The organism is Thalassobacillus sp. C254 (assembly GCF_001310615.1).
Genome location: NZ_BAXQ01000003.1, coordinates 142,467 through 167,854 on the forward strand (window position 1 = coordinate 142,467; position 25,388 = coordinate 167,854).

Annotated in this window: 20 protein-coding genes, 1 other RNA gene, 7 pseudogenes and 1 other annotated feature; of the genes and pseudogenes, 3 read left to right on the forward strand and 25 right to left on the reverse strand. The window is 42.3% G+C overall.

All coding sequences use genetic code 11. The features are described from left to right. Window positions 1-56 precede the first annotated feature (56 nt). From JCM19033_RS05260 to JCM19033_RS05295, 10 genes and pseudogenes are all read right to left on the reverse strand, one after another. Window positions 57-254 carry a hypothetical protein gene (locus JCM19033_RS05260; RefSeq protein WP_054635533.1) on the reverse strand — a complete coding sequence of 66 codons (198 nt, stop codon included), beginning with the start codon at window positions 252-254 and terminating at the stop codon, window positions 57-59. 15 nt (window positions 255-269) lie between these two features. Beyond that, complete coding sequence (locus JCM19033_RS05265; protein ID WP_054635534.1) at window positions 270-464, reverse strand: hypothetical protein; 195 nt, start codon at window positions 462-464, stop codon at window positions 270-272. A gap of 210 nt (window positions 465-674) precedes the next feature. Then, window positions 675-1,841 (reverse strand): AAA family ATPase, encoded by a 1,167-nt coding sequence (locus JCM19033_RS25095; protein ID WP_269757973.1) that lies wholly within the window; start codon window positions 1,839-1,841, stop codon window positions 675-677. Beyond that, a complete protein-coding gene (locus tag JCM19033_RS25100) occupies window positions 1,832-2,440 on the reverse strand; it encodes a helix-hairpin-helix domain-containing protein (protein ID WP_269757989.1) in 609 nt (202 codons plus the stop codon). The genes JCM19033_RS25095 and JCM19033_RS25100 overlap by 10 nt, the downstream gene beginning before the upstream one ends. Then, on the reverse strand, window positions 2,409-2,933 hold the full coding sequence (locus JCM19033_RS25105; RefSeq protein ID WP_269757974.1) for an ATP-dependent RecD-like DNA helicase: 525 nt from the start codon (window positions 2,931-2,933) through the stop codon (window positions 2,409-2,411). Before JCM19033_RS25105 ends, JCM19033_RS25100 begins: the two co-directional genes overlap by 32 nt. Continuing rightward, a complete protein-coding gene (locus JCM19033_RS05275) occupies window positions 2,934-3,593 on the reverse strand; it encodes a lipopolysaccharide assembly protein LapB (RefSeq protein ID WP_054635535.1) in 660 nt (219 codons plus the stop codon). A gap of 81 nt (window positions 3,594-3,674) precedes the next feature. Continuing rightward, a pseudogene (mnmA, locus tag JCM19033_RS05280) lies at window positions 3,675-4,795 on the reverse strand (tRNA 2-thiouridine(34) synthase MnmA). Window positions 4,796-4,812: 17 nt separating this feature from the next. Further along, window positions 4,813-5,959: pseudogene (locus JCM19033_RS05285) on the reverse strand (cysteine desulfurase family protein). A 104-nt stretch (window positions 5,960-6,063) separates the two neighbouring features. Next, window positions 6,064-6,483 (reverse strand): cysteine metabolism transcriptional regulator CymR, encoded by a 420-nt coding sequence (cymR, locus tag JCM19033_RS05290; protein WP_054635536.1) that lies wholly within the window; start codon window positions 6,481-6,483, stop codon window positions 6,064-6,066. After that, window positions 6,416-7,075, reverse strand: a complete 660-nt coding sequence (locus JCM19033_RS05295) for a YitT family protein (protein ID WP_306301231.1) — start codon at window positions 7,073-7,075, stop codon at window positions 6,416-6,418. Before JCM19033_RS05295 ends, cymR begins: the two co-directional genes overlap by 68 nt. 229 nt (window positions 7,076-7,304) lie before the next feature. Between JCM19033_RS05295 and JCM19033_RS05300 the strand changes: the two are divergent. Then, window positions 7,305-8,580: pseudogene (locus JCM19033_RS05300) on the forward strand (replication-associated recombination protein A). 265 nt (window positions 8,581-8,845) lie between these two features. Continuing rightward, a pseudogene (locus JCM19033_RS05305) lies at window positions 8,846-9,467 on the forward strand (RsfA family transcriptional regulator). Window positions 9,468-9,515: 48 nt separating this feature from the next. On the opposite strand, the gene JCM19033_RS05310 reads toward JCM19033_RS05305, so the two are convergent. Further along, window positions 9,516-10,286, reverse strand: a complete 771-nt coding sequence (locus JCM19033_RS05310) for a ThiF family adenylyltransferase (RefSeq protein ID WP_054635635.1) — start codon at window positions 10,284-10,286, stop codon at window positions 9,516-9,518. An 87-nt stretch (window positions 10,287-10,373) separates the two neighbouring features. Beyond that, window positions 10,374-10,554, reverse strand: a non-coding RNA gene (ssrS, locus tag JCM19033_RS21960) — 6S RNA. A 163-nt stretch (window positions 10,555-10,717) separates the two neighbouring features. Between ssrS and JCM19033_RS05315 the strand changes: the two genes are divergently transcribed. Beyond that, on the forward strand, window positions 10,718-11,041 hold the full coding sequence (locus JCM19033_RS05315) for a hypothetical protein (protein WP_269757975.1): 324 nt from the start codon (window positions 10,718-10,720) through the stop codon (window positions 11,039-11,041). Window positions 11,042-11,323: 282 nt separating this feature from the next. Here JCM19033_RS05315 and aspS read toward each other — a convergent pair whose 3' ends face one another. The 13 genes and pseudogenes from aspS to JCM19033_RS05370 all read right to left on the reverse strand — a co-directional run bounded on the left by aspS (window position 11,324) and on the right by JCM19033_RS05370 (window position 25,356). Further along, window positions 11,324-13,102, reverse strand: a complete 1,779-nt coding sequence (gene aspS, locus JCM19033_RS05320) for an aspartate--tRNA ligase (protein ID WP_054635537.1) — start codon at window positions 13,100-13,102, stop codon at window positions 11,324-11,326. Continuing rightward, window positions 13,099-14,378 (reverse strand): annotated as a pseudogene (hisS, locus tag JCM19033_RS05325) (histidine--tRNA ligase). The gene aspS and the pseudogene hisS overlap by 4 nt, the downstream one beginning before the upstream one ends. Window positions 14,379-14,491: 113 nt before the next feature. Next, window positions 14,492-14,713 (reverse strand) — a binding site (T-box leader). Between the two features lie 300 nt (window positions 14,714-15,013). After that, entirely contained in the window at window positions 15,014-15,454 is a 441-nt protein-coding gene (dtd, locus tag JCM19033_RS05330) for a D-aminoacyl-tRNA deacylase (RefSeq protein ID WP_054635538.1), read from the reverse strand. Between the two features lie 34 nt (window positions 15,455-15,488). After that, a pseudogene (locus tag JCM19033_RS05335) lies at window positions 15,489-17,659 on the reverse strand (bifunctional (p)ppGpp synthetase/guanosine-3',5'-bis(diphosphate) 3'-pyrophosphohydrolase). Between the two features lie 130 nt (window positions 17,660-17,789). Then, window positions 17,790-18,302 (reverse strand): adenine phosphoribosyltransferase, encoded by a 513-nt coding sequence (locus tag JCM19033_RS05340; RefSeq protein WP_054635539.1) that lies wholly within the window; start codon window positions 18,300-18,302, stop codon window positions 17,790-17,792. Further along, window positions 18,292-20,118, reverse strand: coding sequence for a single-stranded-DNA-specific exonuclease C-terminal domain-containing protein (locus JCM19033_RS05345; RefSeq protein WP_306301232.1), 1,827 nt, complete (start codon window positions 20,116-20,118; stop codon window positions 18,292-18,294). Before JCM19033_RS05345 ends, JCM19033_RS05340 begins: the two co-directional genes overlap by 11 nt. Next, window positions 20,025-20,321 (reverse strand): DHH family phosphoesterase, encoded by a 297-nt coding sequence (locus JCM19033_RS27145; protein WP_306301255.1) that lies wholly within the window; start codon window positions 20,319-20,321, stop codon window positions 20,025-20,027. Before JCM19033_RS27145 ends, JCM19033_RS05345 begins: the two co-directional genes overlap by 94 nt. After that, window positions 20,204-20,656: a hypothetical protein gene (locus tag JCM19033_RS27150; RefSeq protein WP_306301233.1), complete on the reverse strand. Its 453-nt coding sequence runs from the start codon at window positions 20,654-20,656 to the stop codon at window positions 20,204-20,206. The genes JCM19033_RS27145 and JCM19033_RS27150 overlap by 118 nt, the downstream gene beginning before the upstream one ends. 75 nt (window positions 20,657-20,731) lie before the next feature. After that, complete coding sequence (locus JCM19033_RS05350; protein ID WP_269757976.1) at window positions 20,732-21,028, reverse strand: lipopolysaccharide assembly LapA domain-containing protein; 297 nt, start codon at window positions 21,026-21,028, stop codon at window positions 20,732-20,734. A 60-nt stretch (window positions 21,029-21,088) separates the two neighbouring features. Continuing rightward, the gene (locus JCM19033_RS05355) at window positions 21,089-22,006 is read right to left on the reverse strand and encodes a cation diffusion facilitator family transporter (protein WP_054635541.1); all 918 of its coding nucleotides are present in this window, start codon (window positions 22,004-22,006) and stop codon (window positions 21,089-21,091) included. 210 nt (window positions 22,007-22,216) lie between these two features. After that, window positions 22,217-24,412 (reverse strand): annotated as a pseudogene (secDF, locus tag JCM19033_RS27945) (protein translocase subunit SecDF); the annotation flags it as partial. A 169-nt stretch (window positions 24,413-24,581) separates the two neighbouring features. Further along, window positions 24,582-24,911, reverse strand: a complete 330-nt coding sequence (locus JCM19033_RS05365) for a post-transcriptional regulator (RefSeq protein WP_054635542.1) — start codon at window positions 24,909-24,911, stop codon at window positions 24,582-24,584. A 19-nt stretch (window positions 24,912-24,930) separates the two neighbouring features. Next, on the reverse strand, window positions 24,931-25,356 hold the full coding sequence (locus JCM19033_RS05370) for a small multi-drug export protein (protein WP_269757977.1): 426 nt from the start codon (window positions 25,354-25,356) through the stop codon (window positions 24,931-24,933). Window positions 25,357-25,388 lie beyond the last annotated feature (32 nt).

The following is a 25,388-nucleotide window of genomic DNA, read 5'->3' on the forward strand; positions in this document are numbered from 1 at the left end:
AAACTCCGAAAGGTCAAAAAAACACCCTTTCCCGCAGGAAAGAGTGCATATATTTGTTAAATAGCCTTATTTACTCTTCGTCTGATACGCTGCATTGCTGAGCTTCGAGCCGGCATCCATTCTTCGACATCGAAATTCATCATTGGCTCCATCATACGCTGCCACATGTTCTTTCTTCTTCGCCCTTTTGTCATGGCGTATGCCGCAGAGGTTACCCCTAAGGCAAGCATTGAAGTCCACATTGTTGTGCGCATGCTGTTTTGCCTCCTTTACCCTTCAGCTTCTATTTTCATCTCTTCTTCTTCAAATAGATCATCCAAAGAACTTAAAGAGCCGTCTTCTTCCACTTGGTATAAAGAGCAAACACCATCAATGACAGTTAATTCAACAAAACAATTCCAGCAATAATATTGGTTTGCGCTTAATTTCCCCAGGTCTTTGCGCTTACAATTGGGACATTTCATTACAGTCACCTCTACCTAGAGGCTCTCTACAGCCTCTTTTTGGTAACCATCATGTCCTCTTTGCTGGAATTATATACTTATTTATCCAGTGAATCTCCTTTTCTCCATACTCCAACTACTCGGAGTATGTTTAGAATGTGACAAAAAGTGATCACTCATGCTGGTGAGTATCTTCCAGCAGGGCTTCCTGGAGCTTTTCCTTCAAACGAGTCAAACGGCTGTCCTTATTATGCTGCTGATGCCAAATTCCAGTGCCCTGCTTTCCCCGCAAAGGATCAAGTAATCCTTTGCCCTTGTGACTGCTGTATAAATAAGATTTCTTCTAAGCATTCGACGGTAGGACATCACCATTGGCAAAACAACGATGGGAAACTCACTCCCCTGGGCTTTATGAATTGAGGAACAATAAGCAAGTGTAATCTGTTTAAGATCTTGTTTTGTGTATGTTACCTCTATTCCATCAAAAGAAATCACGATTTGAATTTGCCTATCGACTGTTTCTTTTGCCGTAAATATCGCTACAATTTCTCCACGATCCCCATTAAAGACCTGTTCTTCAGGGTTGTTTACAAGCTGAAGAACAACATCCCCAGTGCGGTATATCTTTTCACCAAACTGCACTTCACGCTTCCCTTCTTTTGCCGGGTTAAACAGTTCTTGGAGGCCTTCGTTTAGCATATCCACTCCCGCAGGACCCCTGTACATAGGAGCAAGCACCTGTATTTCTTTTGGTTTGTAGCCCCGTCGCACTGCCCCCTCGCAGACCTGTTCAATCACTTGTGCTACCTGGTGTTTTCCGCAAGGAAAAAACCTCCGGTCACTTTTAGGCTGTTCCAGCTTCTCAGGAAATTCACCATTTTTTATGATATGAGCCAAATCAATAATGGAAGACCCTTCTGCCTGCCGGTAAACTACTGACAAGGAGACAACAGGGACGCATTCGGAATGAATCAAATCCCCCAACACCTGTCCGGGACCCACAGAGGGAAGTTGATCTTCATCACCCACTAAGATCACCTGCATGTCATCTGGAACTGCTTTAAACAATTGATTGGCAAGCCACATATCGACCATGGACACTTCATCAATAATAAGAAGTTTTCCTTCTAATGGCTGCTCTTCACTTTTTTCAAAGCCTTCCTCTTCCGCTTCTCCTTTATAGCCCAGCAATTTGTGAATAGTGGTGGCAGGTAGTCCTGTCGATTCTTTCATTCGTTTTGCAGCCCGTCCAGTCGGTGCTGCCAAAAGGACCGGAAAGGGTTCATCATTTTTGTAATCGTTTTGATCTAAAGAGTACCCATGAAGACTAGCAAATATTTCCACAATGGCACGTATAACAGTGGTTTTGCCTGTCCCGGGGCCGCCTGTTAGGACCATAAGGGGGAATGTATGGCTTTTTGTATAGCCTCACGCTGTTGATTTTCATATTCAATGGTAAACCGTTCCTCTGCTTCACCTAATGCTTTTAAAAATTCCGCTTCCGGGAATGGATCTTCTTCGTCCTTTGTTAATAATCTCCGGACATTCGTGACAAATCCCTTTTCAGCAAAATATAAAGAGGTAATATAAGCTCTTTCATCCTCAACAGCAACTTTTCCGTCTTCAGCAAGTTCCAGAAGACCGTTCCACACTTCATCTTTTGATATAGCTTCTGATTCCTCACTAAGAAGTTCAACAGATTTCTCTTCAAGAAGATGCTGTGGCATATACACGTGACCGTCCTGCATAGTATGCTCGTACAAGGCGTACAGCACACCTGCCTTAATTCGTTCCATGTTATTATCCTTAATTCCCATCTTTCTTCCCAGTTTGTCTGCTTTATGAAAGCCAATTCCTTCTACATCCCAGACAAGTTGATAAGGATTATTCTGAACAGTTTCCAAGGTCTGGTCTTTATACGTATTATAAACCTTGACTGCAAGATCAAGGCCAAAGCCATAACGGTCAGTAAGAGCATCGCCCTCTCCATCCCTGATTTTCCATCAATTGATCAAATAAGAGAGTACGCTTTTTTTCGTTTAATCCTTGTACTTCCCTTAAAACGTCTGGATTATCAAGGATTTTATTTATGGCATCATTACCCAGGCTTTGTACAATCGACGCAGCTGTTTTCTTCCCAATCCCCGTAAAACGGTCACTGGATAAATAAGAGATAACAGCTTCTTCTTCTGTAGGAATATCCTTTCGATATGATTCTGCCTGGAGCTGTTTCCCAAACCGTGGATGCTCTTTGAAAGATCCTTCAAATTCATACGTTTCTTCTGGTTCAATGACTGGAAAAAACCCGACCACGGTAACCGTGTCACCTTCCACAGAAGGCTGGGCCTTTTTCACCTTCACTTTTGCTACTGTGTAGCCATTATCGTCGTTTCGAAAGATAAGATGAAGGACACTGCCCCGAATATAGGGACGGTCTTCTTCCTCTGTATTAAATTGAGAAGAATGATCCACCATTACTTTTTCCTCCACTTAATTTCCCAGCAGCTCTTCTACTCTTTTTTTCCCGTTGGCAGCAAGCATGTGATCCGGCTGGATCTCCAAAGCTTTCTCAAAATGATTCAGCGCTTCTTCTGCTTTCTCTTGGTAAATCATTGCCACACCAAGGTTGAAATGGGCATCTGCATGCTCTTCATTTTCATTGATCACTCGCTCAAATTCCAAAATGGATTCTTCTATCTGCTCCGACTGGGCCAGACATAAACCATAGTAAAAGCGCGCTTCTGTATCCCCTTCATTCTGCTCCAGAGCCCTTTTCAGTGAAGCCAGGGCCCTTGGAATCCTTCCAGACTGATAATACACAAGCCCCATCATATAATGTAAATTCGGATCATCCAAACCTGCTTTTAATGCCTGCTGGTACATGGTAAGAGCCTCTGCCATTTTATCTTGATTATATAATACATTGCCTGAGCCGTAATAGGCAGTAGCAGCATTTTCATCCAGCTCTAGTGCTTTTTGATAAAACTGCAGAGCCCTGTCTTCCTCTCCCACGCCGGCTAAGAGGTTGCCAAAATTAATAAAGTTAACCGGATCGTTTGGATCTTCCTCAATAGCTTTATGTAATGCTTTTGCCGCTTCCTCCATATTTCCTTCCTGCAGGGCTTGTCTAGCTTTTTCATTTTCATGCATGGTACTTCTCCTTTCTTCATCAATGACCTTTTCAAATTGTCCTTTTACATCTGTACGATGAAAGAGGAAAAGGGAAAACGCTTAAGAGTGCACGCTTTCCCTTTTAATGGCTCGTTCAATTGTACCTCCGCCCAGGCACACATCACCGTCATAAAATACTACGGCCTGGCCTGGAGTAATCGCACGCTGAGCTTCCTCAAATATCACTTTTACCTCTCCGTTTTCCAGGGGATGAACGGTAACTTTTTCATCAGTTTGGCGGTATCTGAATTTCGCTGTACACGAAAACGGCTCATTGAATTCCTTACCAGTGATCCAATTCAGCTCTGAAGCATACAAGCCTTCAGAGTATAACGCTTCGTGGTGATAGCCTTGGCCTACCAATAGAATATTATTTTCCAGGTCCTTGTCGAGAACGAACCATGGCTCTCCTGCTCCGCCAATACCAAGCCCCTGCCTTTGTCCAAGGGTATAGTACATTAATCCCTCATGAGTTCCTTTGACTTCGCCGTCGAGTGTCTGCATTTCTCCAGGCTGTGCTGGCAGGAAGGATTGTAAAAACTCCTTAAAGTTTCTTTCTCCAATAAAACAGATGCCCGTACTGTCTTTTTTCTTTGCTGTAGCGAGCCCTCGATCTTCTGCTATTTCACGGACTTCCTTTTTGGCAGATGGCCAAGTGGAAACATCACCTTGCTTAGCTGCTCCTGGTTTAATTGATTTAAGAAATAAGTCTGGTCCTTGTTGTCGTCAACTCCGCGGAGCATTTCTACTTTCCCGCTTTTGCTTCTGCGAACTTGAGCATAATGGCCGGTGGCGAGATAATCCGCTCCCAGAGACATCGCGTGATCTAGAAATGCTTTAAACTTAATTTCTTTATTACACATGACATCAGGGTTAGGTGTCCGGCCTGCTTTGTATTCATCAAGGAAGTAGGTGAATACTTTATCCCAATATTGCTTTTCAAAGTTCACAGCGTAATATGGAATGCCTATCTGGTTACACACCTGGATAACATCCTCATAATCTTCTGTAGCCGTACACACACCATTTTCATCGGTGTCATCCCAGTTTTTCATAAAAATACCGATGACTTCATATCCTTGTTCCTTCAAAAGAGTGGCTGCCACAGAAGAATCTACACCTCCCGACATCCCAACGACCACACGGGTATTTTCCGGTGACTTTTCTTTTGTTGAATTCATGTTCTTTCACCCCGTTTTCATTCAGCCTGAGCGCTCAAACGCTCAGTAACCTTTTTCAACTCCTCAGTAACGTGCTCAATTTCTTCCACGGAATTGCCGTACCCAAGGCTAAACCGAATAGAAGAATAAAGTTTTTCTCCTTCTCCGTACATTGCAGCCAGTACATGAGATGGTTCAATAGATCCCGCCGTACAGGCTGAACCACTAGAAGCAGCAATCCCGGCTAAATCCAGGTTTACAAGCATGGACTCTACATTTATCTTAGGAAAGCTGAGATTTAGAATATGAGGGAGTGACTTATTTCTATTTCCATTAATATATCTTCTTACTTCCTTCTCTTCAAGACGGTCCAGAAAAAGATCAGTTAACTGTCTGTATTTGTTCCATCGCTCTTCTTGTTCCTTAACGGCCAGCTCAGCAGCTTGGCAAAGCCTACAATCGACGGAACGTTTTCTGTTCCAGCCCGTCGTTTCCGTTCTTGTTCGCCCCCCGTCACAGTCGGGGAGATATTTATCCCGTTACGGACATATAAAAAGCCTGTCCCCTTGGGTCCGTTAATTTTGTGCGAAGACACAGACAGCATATCCACAGGCAAAGTCTTCATAGTAAGAGGAAGAAGACCGTATACCTGAACTGCATCAGTATGAAAGGCTACCTCTTTTTCCCTTAATAAGGCCCCTATTTCTTCAATAGGCTGGAGAGTACCCACTTCGTTATTACCATACATAATCGAAACTAGAATTGTATCCTCCCGGAGAGATGATTCTATTTCCTGTACAGAGACAAGTCCCTCTTCAGAAACAGGGAGATACGTAACATCATACCCCATTTTTTCAAGTCTTTCACAAGTATGAAGGATAGCATGATGCTCAATTTGAGTGGTAATAATATGCTTCCCTTTTCCTTGATTGGCTTCTGCATAACCTATTAAAGCAAGGTTGTCCGCTTCTGTTCCGCCGCTTGTAAAGATGATTTCTTCTGGAGAGGATTCAATAGATTGTGCAATCGTCCTTCTTGATTCATCTAATGCTTGACGTGATCGTCTTCCAAATTGATGAATGCTGGACGGGTTTCCAAAGTGCTCTTTCATGAAGGCAGCATTGCGTCAATTACCTCTTCCCGGACCGGGCTGGTGGCAGCATGGTCCATATATATCGACTTCATAATTTTTACATACCCTCCTTCATCACCATGAACTGCCTGTTTTCTTGCAAGTATTGACTAAAGACTTTCATGTAAAGCAGTCTATTTCATTTTTCTATTATTATCTAAATATAAAACATAAAGTATTCCTGATCGCCTTTATCTTCATATGTGGCTAAATCATGAAGCGTGGTATTATCAAGGACCTCTTTCACCGCATCTCGAATTTGAATCCAGAGATTTCGTTTCGCTGGCTCTTCATTTTCCATAACTTCCACAGGACTAATGGGGCCTTCAAGCACCCTAATAATATCACCTGCTGTAATTTCCTCTGCGCTTTTTGCAAGCATATAGCCACCATAGGCGCCTCTAACGCTTTTTACAAGCATAGCATTGCGAAGCGGAGCAATAAGCTGCTCAAGGTAATGCTCTGATAAATTATGCTCTTTTGCAATAGACTTTAAAGAAACAGGCCCTTCACCGTACTTCTTTGCCAACGCCATCATAATGGTCAGCCCGTATCGTCCCTTTGTTGAAATTTTCATCCATACCACCTCTTTTAATCAATCGATCAACAAACTGCTGGCATTGTGGCAGTGTAATGCCCACTACTGCTCCAATTCCAAAACAAAATAATATTGTCCCCAGAAAAACTGGTCCTCCCAGGAGCCAGCCGACTGTTAAAACAACGATTTCCATAATGCCCCGAACTCGTGATACCTTCCAGCCTGTCTTTTGAGTCAGGGCAAGCATCAAACTATCCCTCGGGCCAGCTCCACAATTTGGAGCAATATACAAACCTATTCCATAAGCAATGACAATGATACCGCCAAGCAGCATTAGAAGCTGCCATAAAAAAGTTCCTCCTGCCGGGAGTACAAAGAGAAAGACATCTATAAAAACCCCGACAAGCACCATGTTAACGACTCCGCCAAGCTGAGGACGTTCTTTTGTCAGCAAAGACGTGAATCCAATGATAAATATCCCCATAATGATGCTCCATGTTCCCACTGTTAACCCAAATTGAAGAGTAAGTCCTATATGGAGGACATCCCAAGGGGCGCTTCCTAATTCGGCCCGGATCATCAAGCAATACCAAAAGACATAATAATTAAGCCAATCATAAAGATCAGCCACCTTAAAGTTAAAAGCTGGGCTTTCCCCATTATCCCTTCCATGGTAAACCTTCTCTCTATTGTCTCAAATTGCACATAACGCTTTTCGTCCCTATGAATTCCCTGCTATTATAGCATGGATAAATACCAAATTGCATGATTCTGTTTCCGATATTCTTTATATGTTTACAAAGATATTAAAAGGAATTAGAATAGAACTAATGTTCGACGTACAGAACGGAGGCAAGAAGATGAGGAAAAACCAGCCCCTCGCTTACCGTATGCGCCCTCAAAGCATTGAGGAGATTCTAGGGCAGGAACACATTACAGGAAAAGGCAGGCTATTGCGGAGAATGGTTGACGCTCGCAAGCTCTCATCCATGATTTTGTATGGTCCTCCCGGCACAGGGAAAACCTCTATTGCACGGGCAATTGCCGGAAGTACAGACACCTCTTTTAAAATGCTTAACGCTGTGGTCAATAACAAAAAAGATATGGAGATTGCAGTAGAAGAAGCAAAGATAAGCGGCCAGCTGATCGTTATCATGGATGAAGTCCATCGGTTAGACAAAACCAAACAAGATTTTCTTCTTCCTCATTTGGAAAAAGGCTTGATTATTTTAATAGGAGCCACTACAGCTAATCCTTATCATGCAATAAATCCAGCTATTCGAAGCAGATCTCAGATTTTTGAGCTCCGGCCTTTATCCGAAGAGAACGTTAAAACAGCATTAAAAAGAGCCGTCGAAAATAAAGAAAACGGGTTAGGAAAAATGCCGATAGCAGTCGATGAGGAAGCTCTAAACCACCTTGCCACAGCCAGCGGAGGTGATTTGAGGGCTGCATTGAACGCCCTGGAACTTGCTTCTCTTTCCACGCCTCAAAATGAAAATGGGGAAATCCCCATTACATTAGAAGCGGCTGAGGAATGTATACAAAAGAAAAGCTTCACTCATGACAAAGATGGAGACGGTCATTATGATGTTTTATCTGCCTTCCAGAAATCAATTCGCGGAAGCGATGTCGATGCAGCTCTTCATTATCTTGCCCGTCTTGTTGAAGCAGGTGATCTTGTGAGCATCGGGAGAAGACTAATCGTAACAGCTTATGAAGATATTGGACTGGCCAATCCCCAAGCAGGGCCAGAGCCTGGCTGCAGTTGAGGCAGCTGAACGTTTAGGTTTCCCGGAAGCACGTATTCCTCTTTCCAATATTATTATTGAACTCTGTCTATCACCGAAATCTAATTCAGCCTATAAAGCTCTGGATGCGGCAAGACAAGATCTCCTTGACTCAGCCACCCCTGAGATTCCCCTTCATCTGAAAGATGCCCACTATAAGGGAGCGAGCAAGCTTGGAAGAGGGGTTACCTATAAATATCCCCATGATTATACAAATGGGTGGGTTTCTCAGCAGTACCTTCCAGATAAGTTAAAATATAAACAATACTATCATCCTAAAGACAATAGTAAATTCGAACAGACATTACAAGAGATCTATGTAAAGCTCAAGCCTAAACATAAATAAAAAAGACGTGATCTGGCAATCTGCCAGGTCACGTTTTTTTATGAAACATCATAGTAGAAGCTAAAATACCCGAGCATACCCAGTCTTCCTCTTCAAGTTTTCCTTATATAAGGGGAATACCTGTCTAAAAAGGTATAAAAAAGAAATGTTTGTCTACATTAAGAGACTAATAAGGTGTTTCCTGACTGCTATATTCATTTTTGTATCTCTTATTTTACATCAAATTTATATATTAAATCCTGAAAGCATATAAGGAGTGATCATTGTGAAAATCAGGCAAGATGCATGGTCCCATGAAGACGATCTATTATTAGCTGAAACAGTTCTCAAGCATATTAAAAACGGAAGCACTCAGCTCCGTGCGTTTGATGAAGTCGGAGACGAATTAAACAGAACTTCTGCTGCATGTGGTTTCAGATGGAATGCAGTGGTAAGAAACCAATACGATAATGCGATTCAACAGGCTAAACGGGAAAGAAAGCAGAGACAGCGACAGGTTGCTATTCAAGCAGTAGCCCCGCAGAGCTTTTCTTCTCCCCAGACCAGTTTTTCTCCTCCCATGGAAGAAGAGATGAGTTTGCATAAGGTTATTACCTATTTATCTTCTCTTTCCTCCCAGTCAAATGATAGATACGCTGTTAACCAGGAAAACAGTCAATTAAAAGAGGAAATTACTGCCTTAAAAAAACAAATTACTTCCTATCAAAATGAACTAAAGCAACTAAAAGAAAAAATATACTTCAGTAGAAGAAGATTATAAATCACTTATTGAAATTATGAACCGTGCTCGCCGGATGGCTTTTTTAGGTGACGAAGACAGAAACATGACCTCCAGTTTCCGGATGGATAAAAACGGTAACCTTGAAAAAATCGCCAAAGCGGAATAGGCAGCGAAACCATAGTGAAGAGTGAAAAGGGTAACCCGTTTGTCCGGGTTACCCTTTTTCCTTATCATATCTCTGAATTTCAATGGGCTCCAAAAGGCGGCTCATGACATGGCCCGTAGCGATTAATCCAGCTACCGAAGGAACAAAAGCATTGGAAGAAGGAGGGATCTTTGCTTTTCGTATTTCTGCCTTTTCAGGAGCAATTTCTTTTCTTACTTCCTCTTTGATCTGAATAGGAGACTCTTCTGAAAAGACTACATCTATTCCCCCGTAAATTCCCTCTTTTCTAAGCTTTCTTCTTATCACTCGTGCCATCGGATCATAAGATGTTTCGGAAATATCTACAACTTTCAGCTGCGTCGGATCCATTTTGTTTGCAGCACCCATGCTTGAAATAATAGGAATATCCCTTGTTAAGCACTCTTTCATTAAATGTACCTTATAGGAAATGGTATCAGAAGCATCAATAACGAAATCGAGCCCATGTTCAAAAAAAGCTTCATAGGTCTCTTCTGTGTAGAACATTTTTAAGGCAACAATGTCACACTCAGGATTAATATCTAAGAGTCGTTCCTTCATCACGTCTACTTTCGGTTGTCCGACAGTGGAAAGTAAAGCGTGAAGCTGGCGGTTTACATTTGTAATATCTATATTATCCTTGTCTACCAACACTACTCGTCCTACGCCTGAGCGACCCAGTGCTTCAGCTGCAAAAGAACCTACTCCCCCGATTCCAAGCACAGCTACAGTTTTATTTTTTAATAGCTCCAGCCCTTCTTGTCCGATAGCTAACTCATTTCGCGAAAATTGGTGTAACATGCTTTTCTCCTCTCCCTTTATCTTCATGCGGTGACAAAATAAAAAACCCGGGGATTCCCCCTCGGGTTTGTTCGTTATGTAGGTCAAAAAAGTCCCGCGGTGCCGTAAAATTGACCTTGTTTTGAAGCCTGCTCCTGGCAGGTGGGTGCCTTGTTCAGATCTTCATACTTCCACAAAAAGAGGCGTGTACTCCGAAAAGAAACGACAGGCTCCCGATGTTGAAGTGTTGGCTCAAAACGTATAGTACCTACGTACACCTCAGGACTCTCTTATTGCTTAAATATATGATAGCATGAGAACCATAGGCGGTCAATATAATTTGCTCTTTTACGAAGAACACTAAATAGGTCCTAATTTCTCAAAAAAGGAGGAATTTTGGTTTATTTTTTTCAACCTTTGGGTATAAATGTCACTTGCTGATTGAAAGGGAGGTGAATGAAAAAAGAGTTCTTCTCTTTTCAGAACCTATGACCATGGAACCGTTAGCTATTCAAGAAGTGCTGTATATTGAACAAAAAATTGAATGGACTGAAAAATTTACCGTAGAACACATTGAATCAATGAAGCTTTTTGATGACAGGATAATAGTATTTGACCAGGAATATTATCTCACCCATATATTTGATATTTCTTACCGTCAGGAAAGCTGTAAAATGGGTTTTTTATACCTTCATACGAGCAAGGGCGTACGAACCTATTATATTCGAAAGGATCCTTCCTCTTTTATTCAGGCATTTAAACAGCAGCAATCTTAAAAAAGAAGATTGAGCAAAACAGAACCCTTAAGGATAAAAAAGTTTTGATCATCATAATCCGAGGAAAAGCTAAAGCCTTTTCCTTGATTCACCTTTGGGGAAAGCTGCGCTAGCAGCCATTGTCCATAATTTCCTGAAACGAAACAAGTGACCCGCCTGTTTCAGGAAACAAAGCAGATTGCAAAGAAAATCCAGGATATGCCCTATCCTGGATTTTTCTCTACCTACATGTGATTTTGAGACAGCCTCATTCTTTTTCTCGGTTGTCTTCCGTCTCTTTCTTTATTCTTTCTTTCCTTTGGATACTATTTTTAAGTTAAGCTCCTTTAACTGCTTCTCGCTTACTTCTGATGGAGCTTTTGTCAAGAGGTCGCTGGCACTTGCCGTTTTAGGAAAAGCGATGGTATCCCGAAGGTTGGTGCGGCCTGATAAAATCATAACCAGTCTGTCAAGGCCAAGGGCAATCCCGCCATGTGGCGGAGTACCATACTCAAAAGCTTCTAACAAAAAGCCAAATTGGTCTCTGGCTTCTTCTTGAGAAAAGCCAAGAGCTGTAAACATTTTTTCCTGGAGTTCCCGTTCATAAATACGCTGAGAGCCTCCTCCAAGTTCGTAGCCGTTAAGGACAAGATCATATGCTTCTGCTCTCACCTGAGCCGGATCCTCATCCAGTACATTAATGTCTTCTTTTACCGGACGTGTAAACGGGTGGTGCATAGCAACATGGCGATTTTCATCCTCATCGTATTCCATAAGAGGAAATTCAGTAACCCATAGGAAATTAAATACAGACTTATCAATTAAGTTAAGTTCTTTTCCAAACTTCAAGCGCAAAGCACCCATAGCATCGAATACTACTTGCGGCTTATCTGCTCCAAAGAAGAGAAGGTCCCCCGGCTCCGCATCTAAAGCCTCGCGAATTGCTGCTGTTTCCTCATCACTGAAGAACTTCGCTATTGGTCCTTTTAATGCGTTCTCCTCAACCTTCAGCCAAGCTAGACCTTTTGCTCCATAAATGGCTACAAAGTCGGCAAGATCGTCTATTTCCTTACGAGACATAGTATCAGCCACACCTTTTACATTCAGGCCTTTTACAATGCCGCCATTTTTTACTGCCTGGGCAAAGACTTTAAAATCACTGCCTTTGACGATCTCTGAAAGCTCTACAAGTTCCATGCCAAAACGTGTATCCGGCTTGTCCGATCCATAACGATGCATCGCTTCTTCATATGTCAAACGAGGGAAAGGCGTTTCAATTTCTACACCATGTATATCCTTAAGCAAGGTAGCCATTAACTCTTCCATCATGGCCAGAAGATCTTCTTTATCCATGAAGGAGGTTTCAATATCGACTTGCGTAAATTCAGGCTGGCGATCGGCTCGTAAATCTTCATCTCTGAAGCAGCGAACGATTTGGTAGTACCGCTCAAGTCCAGATACCATTAACAACTGCTTGAATAGCTGCGGTGATTGAGGAAGAGCATAAAACTCACCATGATGCACCCGGCTTGGCACTAAATAATCTCTCGCTCCTTCAGGAGTGCTTTTTGTAAGCATTGGTGTTTCCACATCAAGAAATTCATGGTTGTCGAGGAAGTCACGAATGATCTTGGTAGTTTTATGACGAAGCTTGATTGTCTCTGTCATTTCTGGCCTTCTTAAATCTAGATAGCGGTATTTCAGGCGAACATCCTCCGTAATCTCCCCGTCGCTGTCGACAGCAAAGGGCAGAGCTTTTGAAGGGTTAAGAATTTTAATTTCATTTACCTGAACTTCAACCGTACCGGTCGGAATTTTGTCATTATAGGTTTCTTCTTCTCTTTTAATTACAGTCCCTTTTACATCTAACACATATTCACTTCTCACCCTGTCTGCTGTCTGAAGGGCCTCCTCAGAAATCTCCGGATTGAAAACAATTTGTACAATACCTGATCGGTCACGTAAATCAATAAAAATAACCTGTCCTAAGTCACGTCTTGTTTGAGCCCAGCCTTTCAACTGTACTTTTTCTCCAATTAATGCTTCTGATATTTCCCCGCACTGATGTGTTCTTCCAATCATATTGATTCCTCCATATTCTCTTTCATGTAAGTAATAAAATCACTAAGTGCTATTTCTTTTTGTTCACCTGTTTCCATATGCTTTACATTGATCTTTTCCGCTTCCAATTCATTTTCACCAAGAATGGCAGTGTATCTGGCCTTTAAACGATCTGCTGATTTAAACTGCCCCTTAGGTTTTCGGTCAATGTAATCCTTATCAGCTGTCAGGCCCTCTTTTCTTAATTCGTATAAAAGAACTGCTGCTTTATCTTTAGCTTTTTCTCCCATAGCAACTAAATAACAATCTATGGATTCTTTTATTTCAAGATTAATTTCCTGAGCTTCAAGTGCCATAAGGAGTCTCTCTAAGCTTAACGCGAACCCTATACCAGGTGACTCGGGTCCCCCAAGCTCTTCCACAAGGCCGTTATAGCGGCCTCCGCCGCTTAATGTCGTGATTGCCCCAAATCCTTTTCCTTCAATCATAATCTCAAAGGCTGTATTGTTGTAATAATCTAATCCACGGACCAACGCAGGATCAACCTCATAAGAGACTCCCATCTGGTCAAGGAGGAATTTAACCTTTTCGAAATAAGCCGTTGATTCTTCATTTAAATAATCCAAAATAGATGGAGCTGTTTTCATTAGCTCATGGTCCGCATCCTTCTTACAATCCAAAATGCGAAGAGGATTTTTTTCTAATCGCTCCTGGCAGTCACTGCAAAATTCATTGATTCTTGGTTGAAAATGATCAATTAGTGCTTGTCGGTGAGCTTCACGGCTCTCTTTATCTCCTAAGCTGTTAATCACCAATTTTAATCCTTTTAAACCAAGTTCGCTGTAGTAATCCATAGCAAGTGCAATTACTTCAGCATCTACGGCAGGATCGGCACTTCCAATTGCTTCAACACCAAACTGTACAAACTGTCTCATCCTTCCGGACTGAGGTCTTTCGTAACGAAACATTGGCCCGATGTAAAACAGCTTTGTCGGCTGCTGTGCTTCCCCGTGCATTTTATTTTCAACATAGGACCGTGCAACAGACGCGGTGCCTTCAGGGCGAAGTGTCAAGCTTCTCCCGCCTCTGTCTTCAAAGGTGTACATTTCTTTTTGTACAATATCAGTTGTGTCGCCAACCCCTCTTTGAAAAAGCTCAGTTTGCTCAAAAACAGGAGTTCGTATTTCTTTGTAATTATACCTTCTGCAAAGGTCGCGGCTTTTTCTTCAATATATTGCCACTGTTCGACTTTTCCAGGAAGAATATCTTGTGTTCCTCTAGGGATGCGTATATTCATGGTCAGTTCTCCTCTCCGATTTATACTTTCTTGATATCATTTCTTCGTTTCCGTCGGAATACACCTTAATTTTCCTATGTAAATAAACAAAAAAGTCCCGTCCCCTCGCTAAAACGAGGGACGAGACTTTCCCGTGGTGCCACCCTTTTTGAAACATATAGTTTCCACTTTTACAGTTAACGCCTGCTTACGGTGCTTTTTACTAAGATATCTTTTCAAAAGCACACCTAAGGAGTGTTCTTTCATCAAGTTGTTCGCAGAAGGGCTTTCAGCCTCGGGCACCTTCCTCTCTGACCGACTTGCACTTGACTACTTTTCTCCCTCATTGGTTCATTTCGTCTAAACTATTTGCTGTTTTCTATCATACGAATGAAGAGAAAACTTGTCAACAACTTCTCTTTTGCAGAGCTACCGAAGTCTGGACTTCTTCTTGCAAGCTGTCCTCTCTAGAGGAGCAGTAACCCCCCAAGGAGAAAGACTACTTTCTTCTAATTCCATCTTTTCATACGGAAAAGGGTCAGCCTTTATGCTCCCTTGAAGCGATTCATTAGAGACAGCTGTAGACATTGGAACCTTCACTACTCTCACCCTTTTAAAGTATTTAAAAAGTAGTATGGCCCCTTTGATTTTTTTAATCAAGGATTTTCAATAATCAATGTTACTGGGCCATCATTGTTTAATTCAACATCCATCATTGCTCCAAATTCCCCAGTTTCTACCTTGATGCCTTTTTCTCTTAATGAATCATTGAAATGCTCGTAAATAGTAACAGCATGATCTGGTTTAGCTGCACTCATAAAATTAGGACGCCGGCCTTTTTTGCAGTCGCCATAAAGAGTAAATTGAGAAACCGATAAAACCTCTCCATTCTGATCTAAGAGAGAACGGTTCATTTTCCCCCCTTCATCTTCAAAAATGCGAAGGTTGGCTATCTTTTCTGCTGTCCAATCTGCATCTTGTTCTGTATCCTCATGAGTGATGCCCACCAAAGCAACGATCCCTTTTCCTATCGAACCGATCACCTCGTTCTCAACTGTTACTTTTCCGTAACTCACACGCTGAATAACTACTCTCATGTTATTTAAACCCCTGTCCTGCTATTCAATAAATTTAATTCATTACACGGCGAACAGAATATATATCTGACAGCCTCTTAATTCTTTCCACCACTTGATGAAGGTGATCTACGTTGTGAATGGCAATACTCATATCAATCACTGCCAGTTTATTTTTGTCAGACCGGCCAGATACAGCATTAATATTTGTTCTTGTTTCAGTGACTGACTGTAGAACTTCATTGAGAAGGCCCCGGCGATCATACCCGGTTATTTCTATATCTACATTGTAGTTTTTCCGCTTTTCATCTGCCTCCCACTCTACTGGCAGAAGCCTTGTTTTTGCTTCTTCGGTATTAACGTTAGGACAGTCCTCACGGTGTATGGTGACCCCTCTCCCCTTTGTGATAAAGCCTACTATGTCATCTCCCGGGACGGGATTACAGCATTTAGAAAGACGGATTAACAGGTTGTCTACCCCTTTTACTCTCACACCGATACTTGTTTTTCTTCCAGAAGATTGGGGAGTCAGCTCTTTTACTGCCTCTGCAAGTGATTTCTCCTCCTGCTCTTCCTCTTTCTTTTGGCGGTATTTTTCAGTTAAGCGGGTCACCAGCTGCTTAGGACTGATTCCATTATAGCCAACTGCCGCAAACATGTCCTCTTCACCTGTAAAGCTGAACTTATTGGCAACTTCAGCAAGATTTTGTTCCGTCATAATTTCCTTTGGGTCAAAATCCTGTGTCTTAAGTTCCTTTTCAACCATTTCTCGTCCTTTATTGATGTTCTCTTCCCGACGTTCTTTTTTGAAAAATTGCTTGATTTTGTTCTTGGCATGAGAGCTCTGTGTCAGCTTCAGCCAATCCTGGCTCGGACCGTATGAATGCTTAGACGTGAGCATTTCCACAATATCCCCGGTTTTGAGTTCATGGTCCAGGGGCACCATTTTGCCATTTACTTTAGCGCCGATCGTCCTGTTTCCAATTTCGGTGTGAATCCGGTAGGCAAAGTCAATAGGAACGGACCCCCGTGGGAGCTCGATAACGTCCCCTTTTGGCGTGAAGACAAACACCATATCAGAAAACAAGTCGATTTTTAACGACTCCATAAATTCCTGGGCATCAGAAGCTTCGTTTTGCCACTCTATTATTTCCCTGAACCATGTCAGCTGGTCGCCTAAGGATTTTGACTCAGTTCCCCCTTCTTTATATGCCCAGTGAGCAGCAACCCCGTACTCTGCCACTCTGTGCATATCTTCGGAGCGAATTTGAACTTCCAATGGTTCTCCTTTAGGCCCCAGTACAGTAGTGTGAAGGGATTGATACATGTTTGCTTTTGGCATGGCAATGTAATCCTTGAAGCGTCCTGGCATCGGCTTCCAACAGGTATGAATGATGCCCAGAACCGCATAGCAGTCTTTAATGCTTTTTACAATTATTCTCACGGCAAGTAGATCGTAAATTTCATTAAACTGTTTCTTTTGCTTGACCATCTTATGGTAAATACTGTATATATGCTTTGGGCGTCCTTGTATATCTGCTGAGATATGAATGTCCTGCAGACTATTATTAATATTATCTATAACTTCTTCGATATATTGCTCTCTCTCTGCTCTCTTTTGCTTCATCAGGTTTACAATCCGATAATACTGTTGAGGGTCGAGATAACGAAGGGCTGTATCTTCAAGCTCCCATTTTATTGTTGATATCCCTAAACGATGAGCTAACGGAGCAAAAATTTCTAACGTTTCATTAGAAATGCGACGTTGTTTTTCCGGGGGAAGATGCTTTAACGTTCTCATGTTGTGAAGCCTGTCTGCCAGCTTGATTAAAATCACTCTTATATCTTTGGCCATCGCAACTACCATTTTGCGATGATTTTCTGCCTGCTGCTCTTCTTTTGATTTATATTTGATCTTTTTCAGTTTGGTGACTCCATCAACCAGCATGGCCACTTCACTGTTAAATGCTTCTTTCAACTGTTCAACCGTTACATCAGTGTCCTCAACAACGTCATGCAAAAAAGCACCAGCAATTGTGTCCGGGTCCATCTCTAGATCCACCAATATCCCTGCCACCTGGATAGGATGGAGGATATAGGGTTCTCCGGACTTGCGATATTGATCCTTATGGGCTTCTTCTGCATACTTATAGGCTCTGTCTAAAAAGAAACATCCTCTGCCGATAGGTACACTTTTGCCTTTTCCAACACTTCATCGATGGTCATGGAATCACCCTGCAAGCCTTTCATATTTCTTTATATTATCTTTAAGTTTATCATTCCTGTAAAGTACCATGCTTCTTAATATAAAACAAAGAGCGCTCCTAAGAGAGCACCCTCTGACGGCAGTCTATCCTTAAAAATCAACCAGTGAAAATAATTCGTATTGATCCAAACCGCTCCGTCCTTCAAGATAGGTGAGTTCGATCATAAAGGCCAGCCCTGCAACGATTCCCCCAAGCTCTTCTACAAGCTTGACAGTGGCCTTGACTGTTCCACCGGTGGCAAGAAGATCATCTGTAATAATAACTCTTTGTCCCGGTTTAATAGCATCCTTATGAATGGAAAGAGAATCGCTGCCATATTCCAATCCGTAATCCGCATCAATGGTTTCTCGAGGAAGCTTTCCTTTTTTTCTTACTGGGACAAACCCTTTTTCCAATTCATAAGCAATCGGACAGCCGACCACAAATCCTCTTGCTTCAGGCCCTACTATAACATCTGCGTTTTGTTTTCGGGCGAACTCAGCCATCTCATTTATAGCTTGCTTATATACCTTTCCCTCTTGCATTAACGTTGTAATGTCTTTAAAACGAATGCCAGGTTTCGGATAATCTTCGACTACTGTAATATGTTCTTTAAAATCCATGTTCTACCTTCTCCTTATTATCTTGTTCTCCTATATATAAAGAAACCTGGTTTTTTAATTCTTTATAGGAAGCGTATAAAAGTTCCTGTTCAACACGCGTACGCTCTTCATAACTGCGATACGTGGGGGAATCTTTGAGGTCTCTTTTAGCCGGAGCATCTTGCACTGTTATTAATCCGTTATTTATTGTAACAAAATCCAGCTCAGAAAACACCTTTGCCATTAATGAAACAGTGGAAGAAGACCATCCTTTCTTCTTGGCAAGAAGCTCTCCATGCTTTTTCAAATCGAAGGTGCCCTGCTTCTTTAAGAAACCGTAAAACCATTTAAAGTGATCCCTTGTAAGCCTGGTTTCAAAAAAGAAGCCGCCATGGTCTTTGAAGAGCAGATAGACCCTTTCAATCTGTTTAAGGTGCTTTAAAGCTTTGGAGAACTCTTCCATAGTCTTAGGCAAATCGACCATCACGATATACGTTTCCTTTTCTTTTTGAGGTGAAACATCTATTTCACTAACATGTATGATATCCAGATCTAAGACTTCTCTTCCAAATACCTCTACTGTTTCTCTTTCAAATGCTACACCTATCGTCTTATCAGAAGGAAGAGTTTTCAATAATTCAGTTGGCTTTTTCTCCCGACGACGGTCAAAAAGCTGCCATTCTCTCACAGCAAGATCTTCTAAAAAGAACTGTGGCTTTCGGTAACCATTCCATTCATTTATAGAAAGCTCCCCTACCGCAGAAACTTTCGTACCCGATTCAACTTCCTCACATAAATATCCAAGATGAAAGCCTACCCCTTCTAATTGATAATTTTCTTTTCCAAATAGCATTTTAAGATGGTTTTGGTTAGACCCGATCTTCTTTGCCGATTTAAGATCAACATCTTCAAGCATAATCTTCGGCTTAGGATTAGCTATTCCATAGGGCTCAAGCTGCTTCATTTCTTCGATCACAGCAAGCGTTGCTTGTTCAAGAGGCACAATCATGTCCACAGAAGTGACAGGAATAAAATCCTCCTCGCTCATTTCTTCATTTGCCTGTGAAATCAAGCGTGCTCTCAAGTCCTCAATATCTTCAACTTTCATCGTAAGACCGGCAGCCATCGGGTGGCCTCCAAAGTGTGGAAGGATGTCTCTGTTCTTGGACAGGTTTTTAAACATATCAAATCCCTTAATACTTCGGGCTGAACCTTTGGCTTCGCCTTTTTCCGGGTCAATCGCCATAACAATTACCGGCCGGTAAAACCTCTCTGTAAGACGGGATGCCACAATCCCAATTACACCGGGATTCCAGCCTTCCTTTGCTATAATAAGTACAGAGTTGCTTTCCGGAGGATATGCCCTCTCTACTTCCTCTACTGCTTCTTTCGTCATCTCACTGACAATTTCTTGTCTTTCCTTATTTAAATCATCGATCACTTCAGCCCACTCTTCGGCTTCTTCCGCGTTTGAAGTGGTAAGAAGGTGAACTGCAGGATCAGCAGAGTCCAGGCGGCCGGCAGCGTTTAAACGGGGGCCAAAAGCAAAGCCTACGTTGTCTGCTTCCATGACCTGTCCATCTACCCCGCAAAGTTTCTTTAAGGCCTGAATCCCTGGCTTGGAAGAGGATGTTAACTGTCTCAATCCGTAGGTTGCGAGCACACGATTTTCGTCTATAAGAGGAACTAAATCACTTATCGTACCAATCGCTACAATATCCAGCCATTCCTCAGGAAGCCGTCCTAACAAAGCATGAGCAAGCTTGAAGGCAACCCCGACCCCGGCCAATTCTTTAAAGGGATACGGACATCCAGGCTTCTTGGGTTGATAATACAATATGCCTCAGGTAATTCAGGAGGGGGTTCATGGTGATCGGTTACAATGACGTCAATTCCCAGCTCTTTGGCTGCAGCAATTTCCTTTACGGCAGCAATACCGGTATCGACAGTAATGACAAGGGAAACCCCTTCTTCTTTCGCTTTTTCGAAAGCTGGAATGTTTGGCCCGTACCTTCCGTGAAGCGATTGGGAATATACCAGCCAAACTCAGCTTTTAATTCCTTAAGCAGGAAAATCATAATAGAGGTGCTTGATACCCCATCAGCATCGTAGTCCCCGAAAACCAATACTTTTTCATTATTACTGACCGCTTCTTTTAATCTGTTAACCGCAGTCTCCATCCCATCCATAAGAAATGGATCGTGCAGCTGTGATATTTCTGTATGTAAAAACTTCAAAGCTTCTTCGGCACTTGTAATCCCGCGGTTCCATAATAACCGTGCGGTAACCTCTGAAATTTGCAGTTCTTTACTAAGTCGTTCAATATTTTCATTGGTCTCTTGTTCAACAATCCATTTTCGTTTCGATTGCAGCATAATAAAACACCCCTTGACCCACCTATTATACTAAAGGGGACAAGGGGAAACAATTGTTATCTTCTTTCATTTTCGTTATTTTCTTGAGCTTCTGCCTGCATTTGCTGTACCATCGGCTCCTCCAGTCCTTCTGCTGTTCTCCCGGGCATTCTTCTCATTTTTTGAATGACTGCCTGTACCAGAAGCCTGTTTTAATTGCTTATTTTCTTGCTGGAGACGGTAGACTTTTACCATTCCTACAAAACCCACAAGAAGTCCTCCCATTAAAACAGATCCTAAAATAATCAGCACTAAAGGCCAGTCAGCTGTGCCAAATAAATAGTTCACTTCTACCGGATCGACATTTATTACCGCAAATACTGCAATTAGCAAAGCGATGATAAGGCCGATAATTAACCGTATTGCCCCTTCATAGCACTCGCTCCTCCCAAATCAGCGGTTCTCTTTTTCTTCGGCTTCTTCGTATGGATTCACATGGACTAATACGTTATGCACATAATTTTCTTTCATTAAAATTCGTTTTACTTCTTTTCCGATTGCATGACCTTCCTCTACTGTAATTTTCGGATCAACCGCTATTTTTATATCAATAATGACATAGTGGCCATGTTCTCGGGCAAAGAATTCATCAATCTGAAGGACACCAGGCACCCCTTGTGCTTCTTTTTCCATTTTCTCAGTATCTTCTGGATGAAGAACATGATCAAGAGCATTGTGAATCGATTCTTTTCCAAGCTTCCAGGCCATTTTCATAATCAGGCCTGCAACAAAGATCCCGGCAGCCAAATCAGCATAGGCAAGCCAATCGATTCCATAAGCTCCTCCAGCAATGGAAGCGCCGATTCCTATTAAAGCAGCTAACGAGGAAAAGACATCAGATCTGTGGTGCCAGGCATCTGTCATCAATGCCTCGCTTTTATACTTTTTACCCAATTTATATTTATAGCGAAACATTAATTCCTTTACAACGATAGAAACGATAACTGCGTATAAAGCCAGGGTCTGAGGGACAGTTACAGGTTCAGTCATGTCCTGAATGGAGGAAAGGGCAATTTCGAAACCAACCACAAACAACAAGACGGCTACAATAATTGCTGCAACGGATTCAGCTTTCCCGTGTCCATAAGGATGATCTCGATCTGGAGGCAGCTTTGCAGCCCGGACTCCGATTAAAACGGCAACCGAACCTACCACATCAGAGGCGGAATGGACGGCGTCAGCTACTAAGGCACGGCTGTCAGCGATTACGCCAATCACTCCTTTTAAAATAGCCAATACAATGTTTCCAATGATTCCTACCCAGGCACCGAATTTCACTTTACTATAACGTTCTTCTTCAAATGTGGACATCGCAGCCTCCCTTCATCTCTTTTCACCTTTCTTTATTTTATCTAATATCGCTGAACTTACGCAGAAATTTTCAACCTCTCCAAACCCAATATCATTTGGTTTAATCTTCCATTTTATGAAAGCAGATAAAAAGCCATGGCTGCCGTACCATGGCTTTTTTATTCTTTTTGATTTACGCTTCCCTCTCTGCTGTTTCTGCAGGCTCAGGCTCTTAAATTTCCGTCTTTCAATTTGCTTCCACTTCCAAATGAGCCATACCTGCGAGGCGAGAAACAGAGACGAATACGTTCCTGCTACAAGCCCTACAAGCAATGCAAAGGAAAAGGATCGAATAGCTTCTCCTCCAAAAAGGAAAATAGCTCCTGCGGCAAACACGACAGTCAGGACTGTATTAATCGATCGGGCTAAGGTCTGTACGAGACTTTTGTTTACCACCGCAGACAGGTCTTCAAAGGTTTTGATTTTCTTTGCAAACTTCATATTTTCCCTGATTCTGTCAAAGGTAACAATTGTATCATTAATTGAATAGCCGACAATAGTGAGCACTGCTGCTATAAATGGTACATTCACTTCAAACTGAGTGATGCTGAACACCGCAATAATAAAGAAGGCATCGTGGACCAGGGCAAGGATAGCCGCTAATCCATACAAGAATTCAAATCGTATCGTCACATAAATGATAATACCCACAGAGGCAATCAGGATAGAAATCAAAGCGTTCATTGCCAGCTCCTGGCCAACCTGGGGTGAGACGGTACTTACATTCGGCTCTACTCCATATTCCTCGATAAAATAAACTTGAATTTCTGCAATCTCTTCTTGCTCGAGCATACCGATGAACCGGGCATGAGCCAATTCATTGTTGTCACCAGCTAAGGTTACATCGTCAGGTTCATATCCCTCACCAATTTGAGCGAATTCCTCATACACCATTTCTTCCGTAAAAGGCTCATCGCCTTGTACTTCGACCCGAGAGCCGCTTTCAAAATCAATCCCTAAATTTAATCCAAGAGTGGACAGAAGGATGACACCAATTAACATAAACGCGAGTGAAATACCAAAAAACTTTTTTCGGTGCTTAACAAAATCAATGTTCCGATTCTCAAAGTTATAGTTCACTGATTTCACTCTCCTTTACACCAAAAACCCTGGGCTTTTTATTAAATACCCGGCTTTTCACCCATAGACCTAAAAGGAGACGTGAGCCATACACTGAAGTTAAGAAGCTCGTTAAAATGCTGACAATCAGCATGACTGCAAAGCCTTGCACTGAACTGGTCCCGTAATAGAACAGAACACCTGCAGCCAGAATCGTCGTAATGTTTGCATCAAGTATGGTTGATAACGAACGGCGGCTTCCAGCTTTAAATGCCGACATCACAGATTTCCCTGATTTCAGTTCTTCTTTTATCCTCTCATAGGTAATAATGTTCGCGTCAACAGCCATACCGACACCAAGGATTAATGCTGCTATTCCAGGAAGAGTCAGCACGCCTTGAATCAGATTGAACATTAACATCACGATATAAATATAAGCAGAGAGGGTGATCGCGGCAATAATTCCCATAAACCTGTAATAGATGAGCATGTAGGCCAGGATTAACGCAATCCCGATAAAACCTGCATAAATTGTCATTTCCATTGCCTGTTCACCTAAAGAGGCACCAACGGCGTTTGAATATACTTCATTTAATTCAACGGGCAGGGCACCGGCATTCAATACTTCTGCTAAAAACCTGGCTTCCTCGATGGTGAAGTCACCTTGAATGACTATATTTTCTGTATACAGAGGCTGGTGTACCGTTGGTGCTGACAAGTACTTAGGATCAGCCTGCTGGGCTTCTTCATAAAATGAATCACCCTCTTCATAATCAAGCCAGATAACAAGGCGGCTTTCATACTGATCATAACGTTCCATAATGTCTTCTGTAATTTCACCAAAAGCATTTCCATCTCTTAATGTTACCCCGACTTCCGGCTGATTGGCTTCATTAAACGTGACACTTGCCCCATTTTCCGCAAGCTCGTCCCCAGAAAGCATTAAATTATCGTCCACATCCCGGAACGTGAGGTTGGCTTCTGTAGCCAAAAGCTCTCGTGCCTGCTGCTGATCCTCAACCCCAGCTAACTGGACACGAATTCTATCCTCTCCTTCAATCGAAATGTACGGTTCGGATACACCCAGGACGTTCACTCGTTGATTTAAAGCACTTACGGTTGCGTTCAGTGCGTCTTCCGTAATCTCTGTATCCTCCGTAGCTCTACTTGATACAAAATCTCAAAGCCGCCTTGCAGGTCGAGTCCTAAGTTTGTATCAGCTGCAAGATCGTCTGCAGTCTGGTAAATGACGCCTCCAAGCAAAAGGACAATCACAAAAAACACAGCAATTCTCCACATTCTTCCCATGTACCTTTCATCCTCCTTCGGCTCTATGAGCCTTTTCCCTGCTTTCAAACACAGGGAGAACCCCGGACAGATTAGCTCTCCGGGGTCAATGCTTAAGCTATGATCTATGTACGGTTTACAATAGTGTGCGCTGCAATATTTAGATTATACTGATAGACTCTTACACCTGTCAATCTGCTCTGGTATCTTCCGGCTTTTCCACTTCCCCCAACAAAGCCCCAAGTTCATCTTCATAGGAACTGCTAAGCAGGTCTGGGCCTTTATACGCTTCAATTGTAAGCTGATTCATATAATCGCTTACCCTTAATGTGAAAATTTCGTTAACAAGAGCATGAAACCTGATAAACTCTTTTTTCTTCTTTACTTTGTGCATGACACACTGCCATACTTCCTCATTTGTGGCCTTATCATAACCCATTAATTGAAATTCCTCTGTTTTGCTTGATAAGACTGGTTCAAGGTCATTCTTCCATACGTCGAATTGCTGTTCATTCTTCACAACAAAACCTCCTTGAAAGTTAAATGAAAAGAGGGTATGAAGCAATCCCTATAATGGTGGTGGCAATCACTACTCCAAAGCTTATCGCAAAAAACGCGGCACGAAAAGGGATAAAAAATAACACTGCCGCCAGGCAGGCCGAATAGGCCCCGGTCGTCGGCAACGGAACGGCCGTAAATAATATTAAGCCTGCAGCCCCCCATTTTTGAACTTGGGCCCCCTTTTTCATCGTGCGTTCAAAAACCCAATCATAAAACTTCTTGTAATACTGAAACCTGAGCAGCCACCTGCTGACAGGACGAAATAATAAAAGCACAGGTGCAATGGGCAAGAGATTGCCTAACAGGGCAAATAACAAAGCGGATTCAAACGATACCCCTAACAAGGCAGCTGCAGGAATACCTCCTCTTACCTCAATGACTGGAAATGCCGACAAAAGCAGCACAAGCAGTTCAGAAGGAAAAAACCAAAAGACTC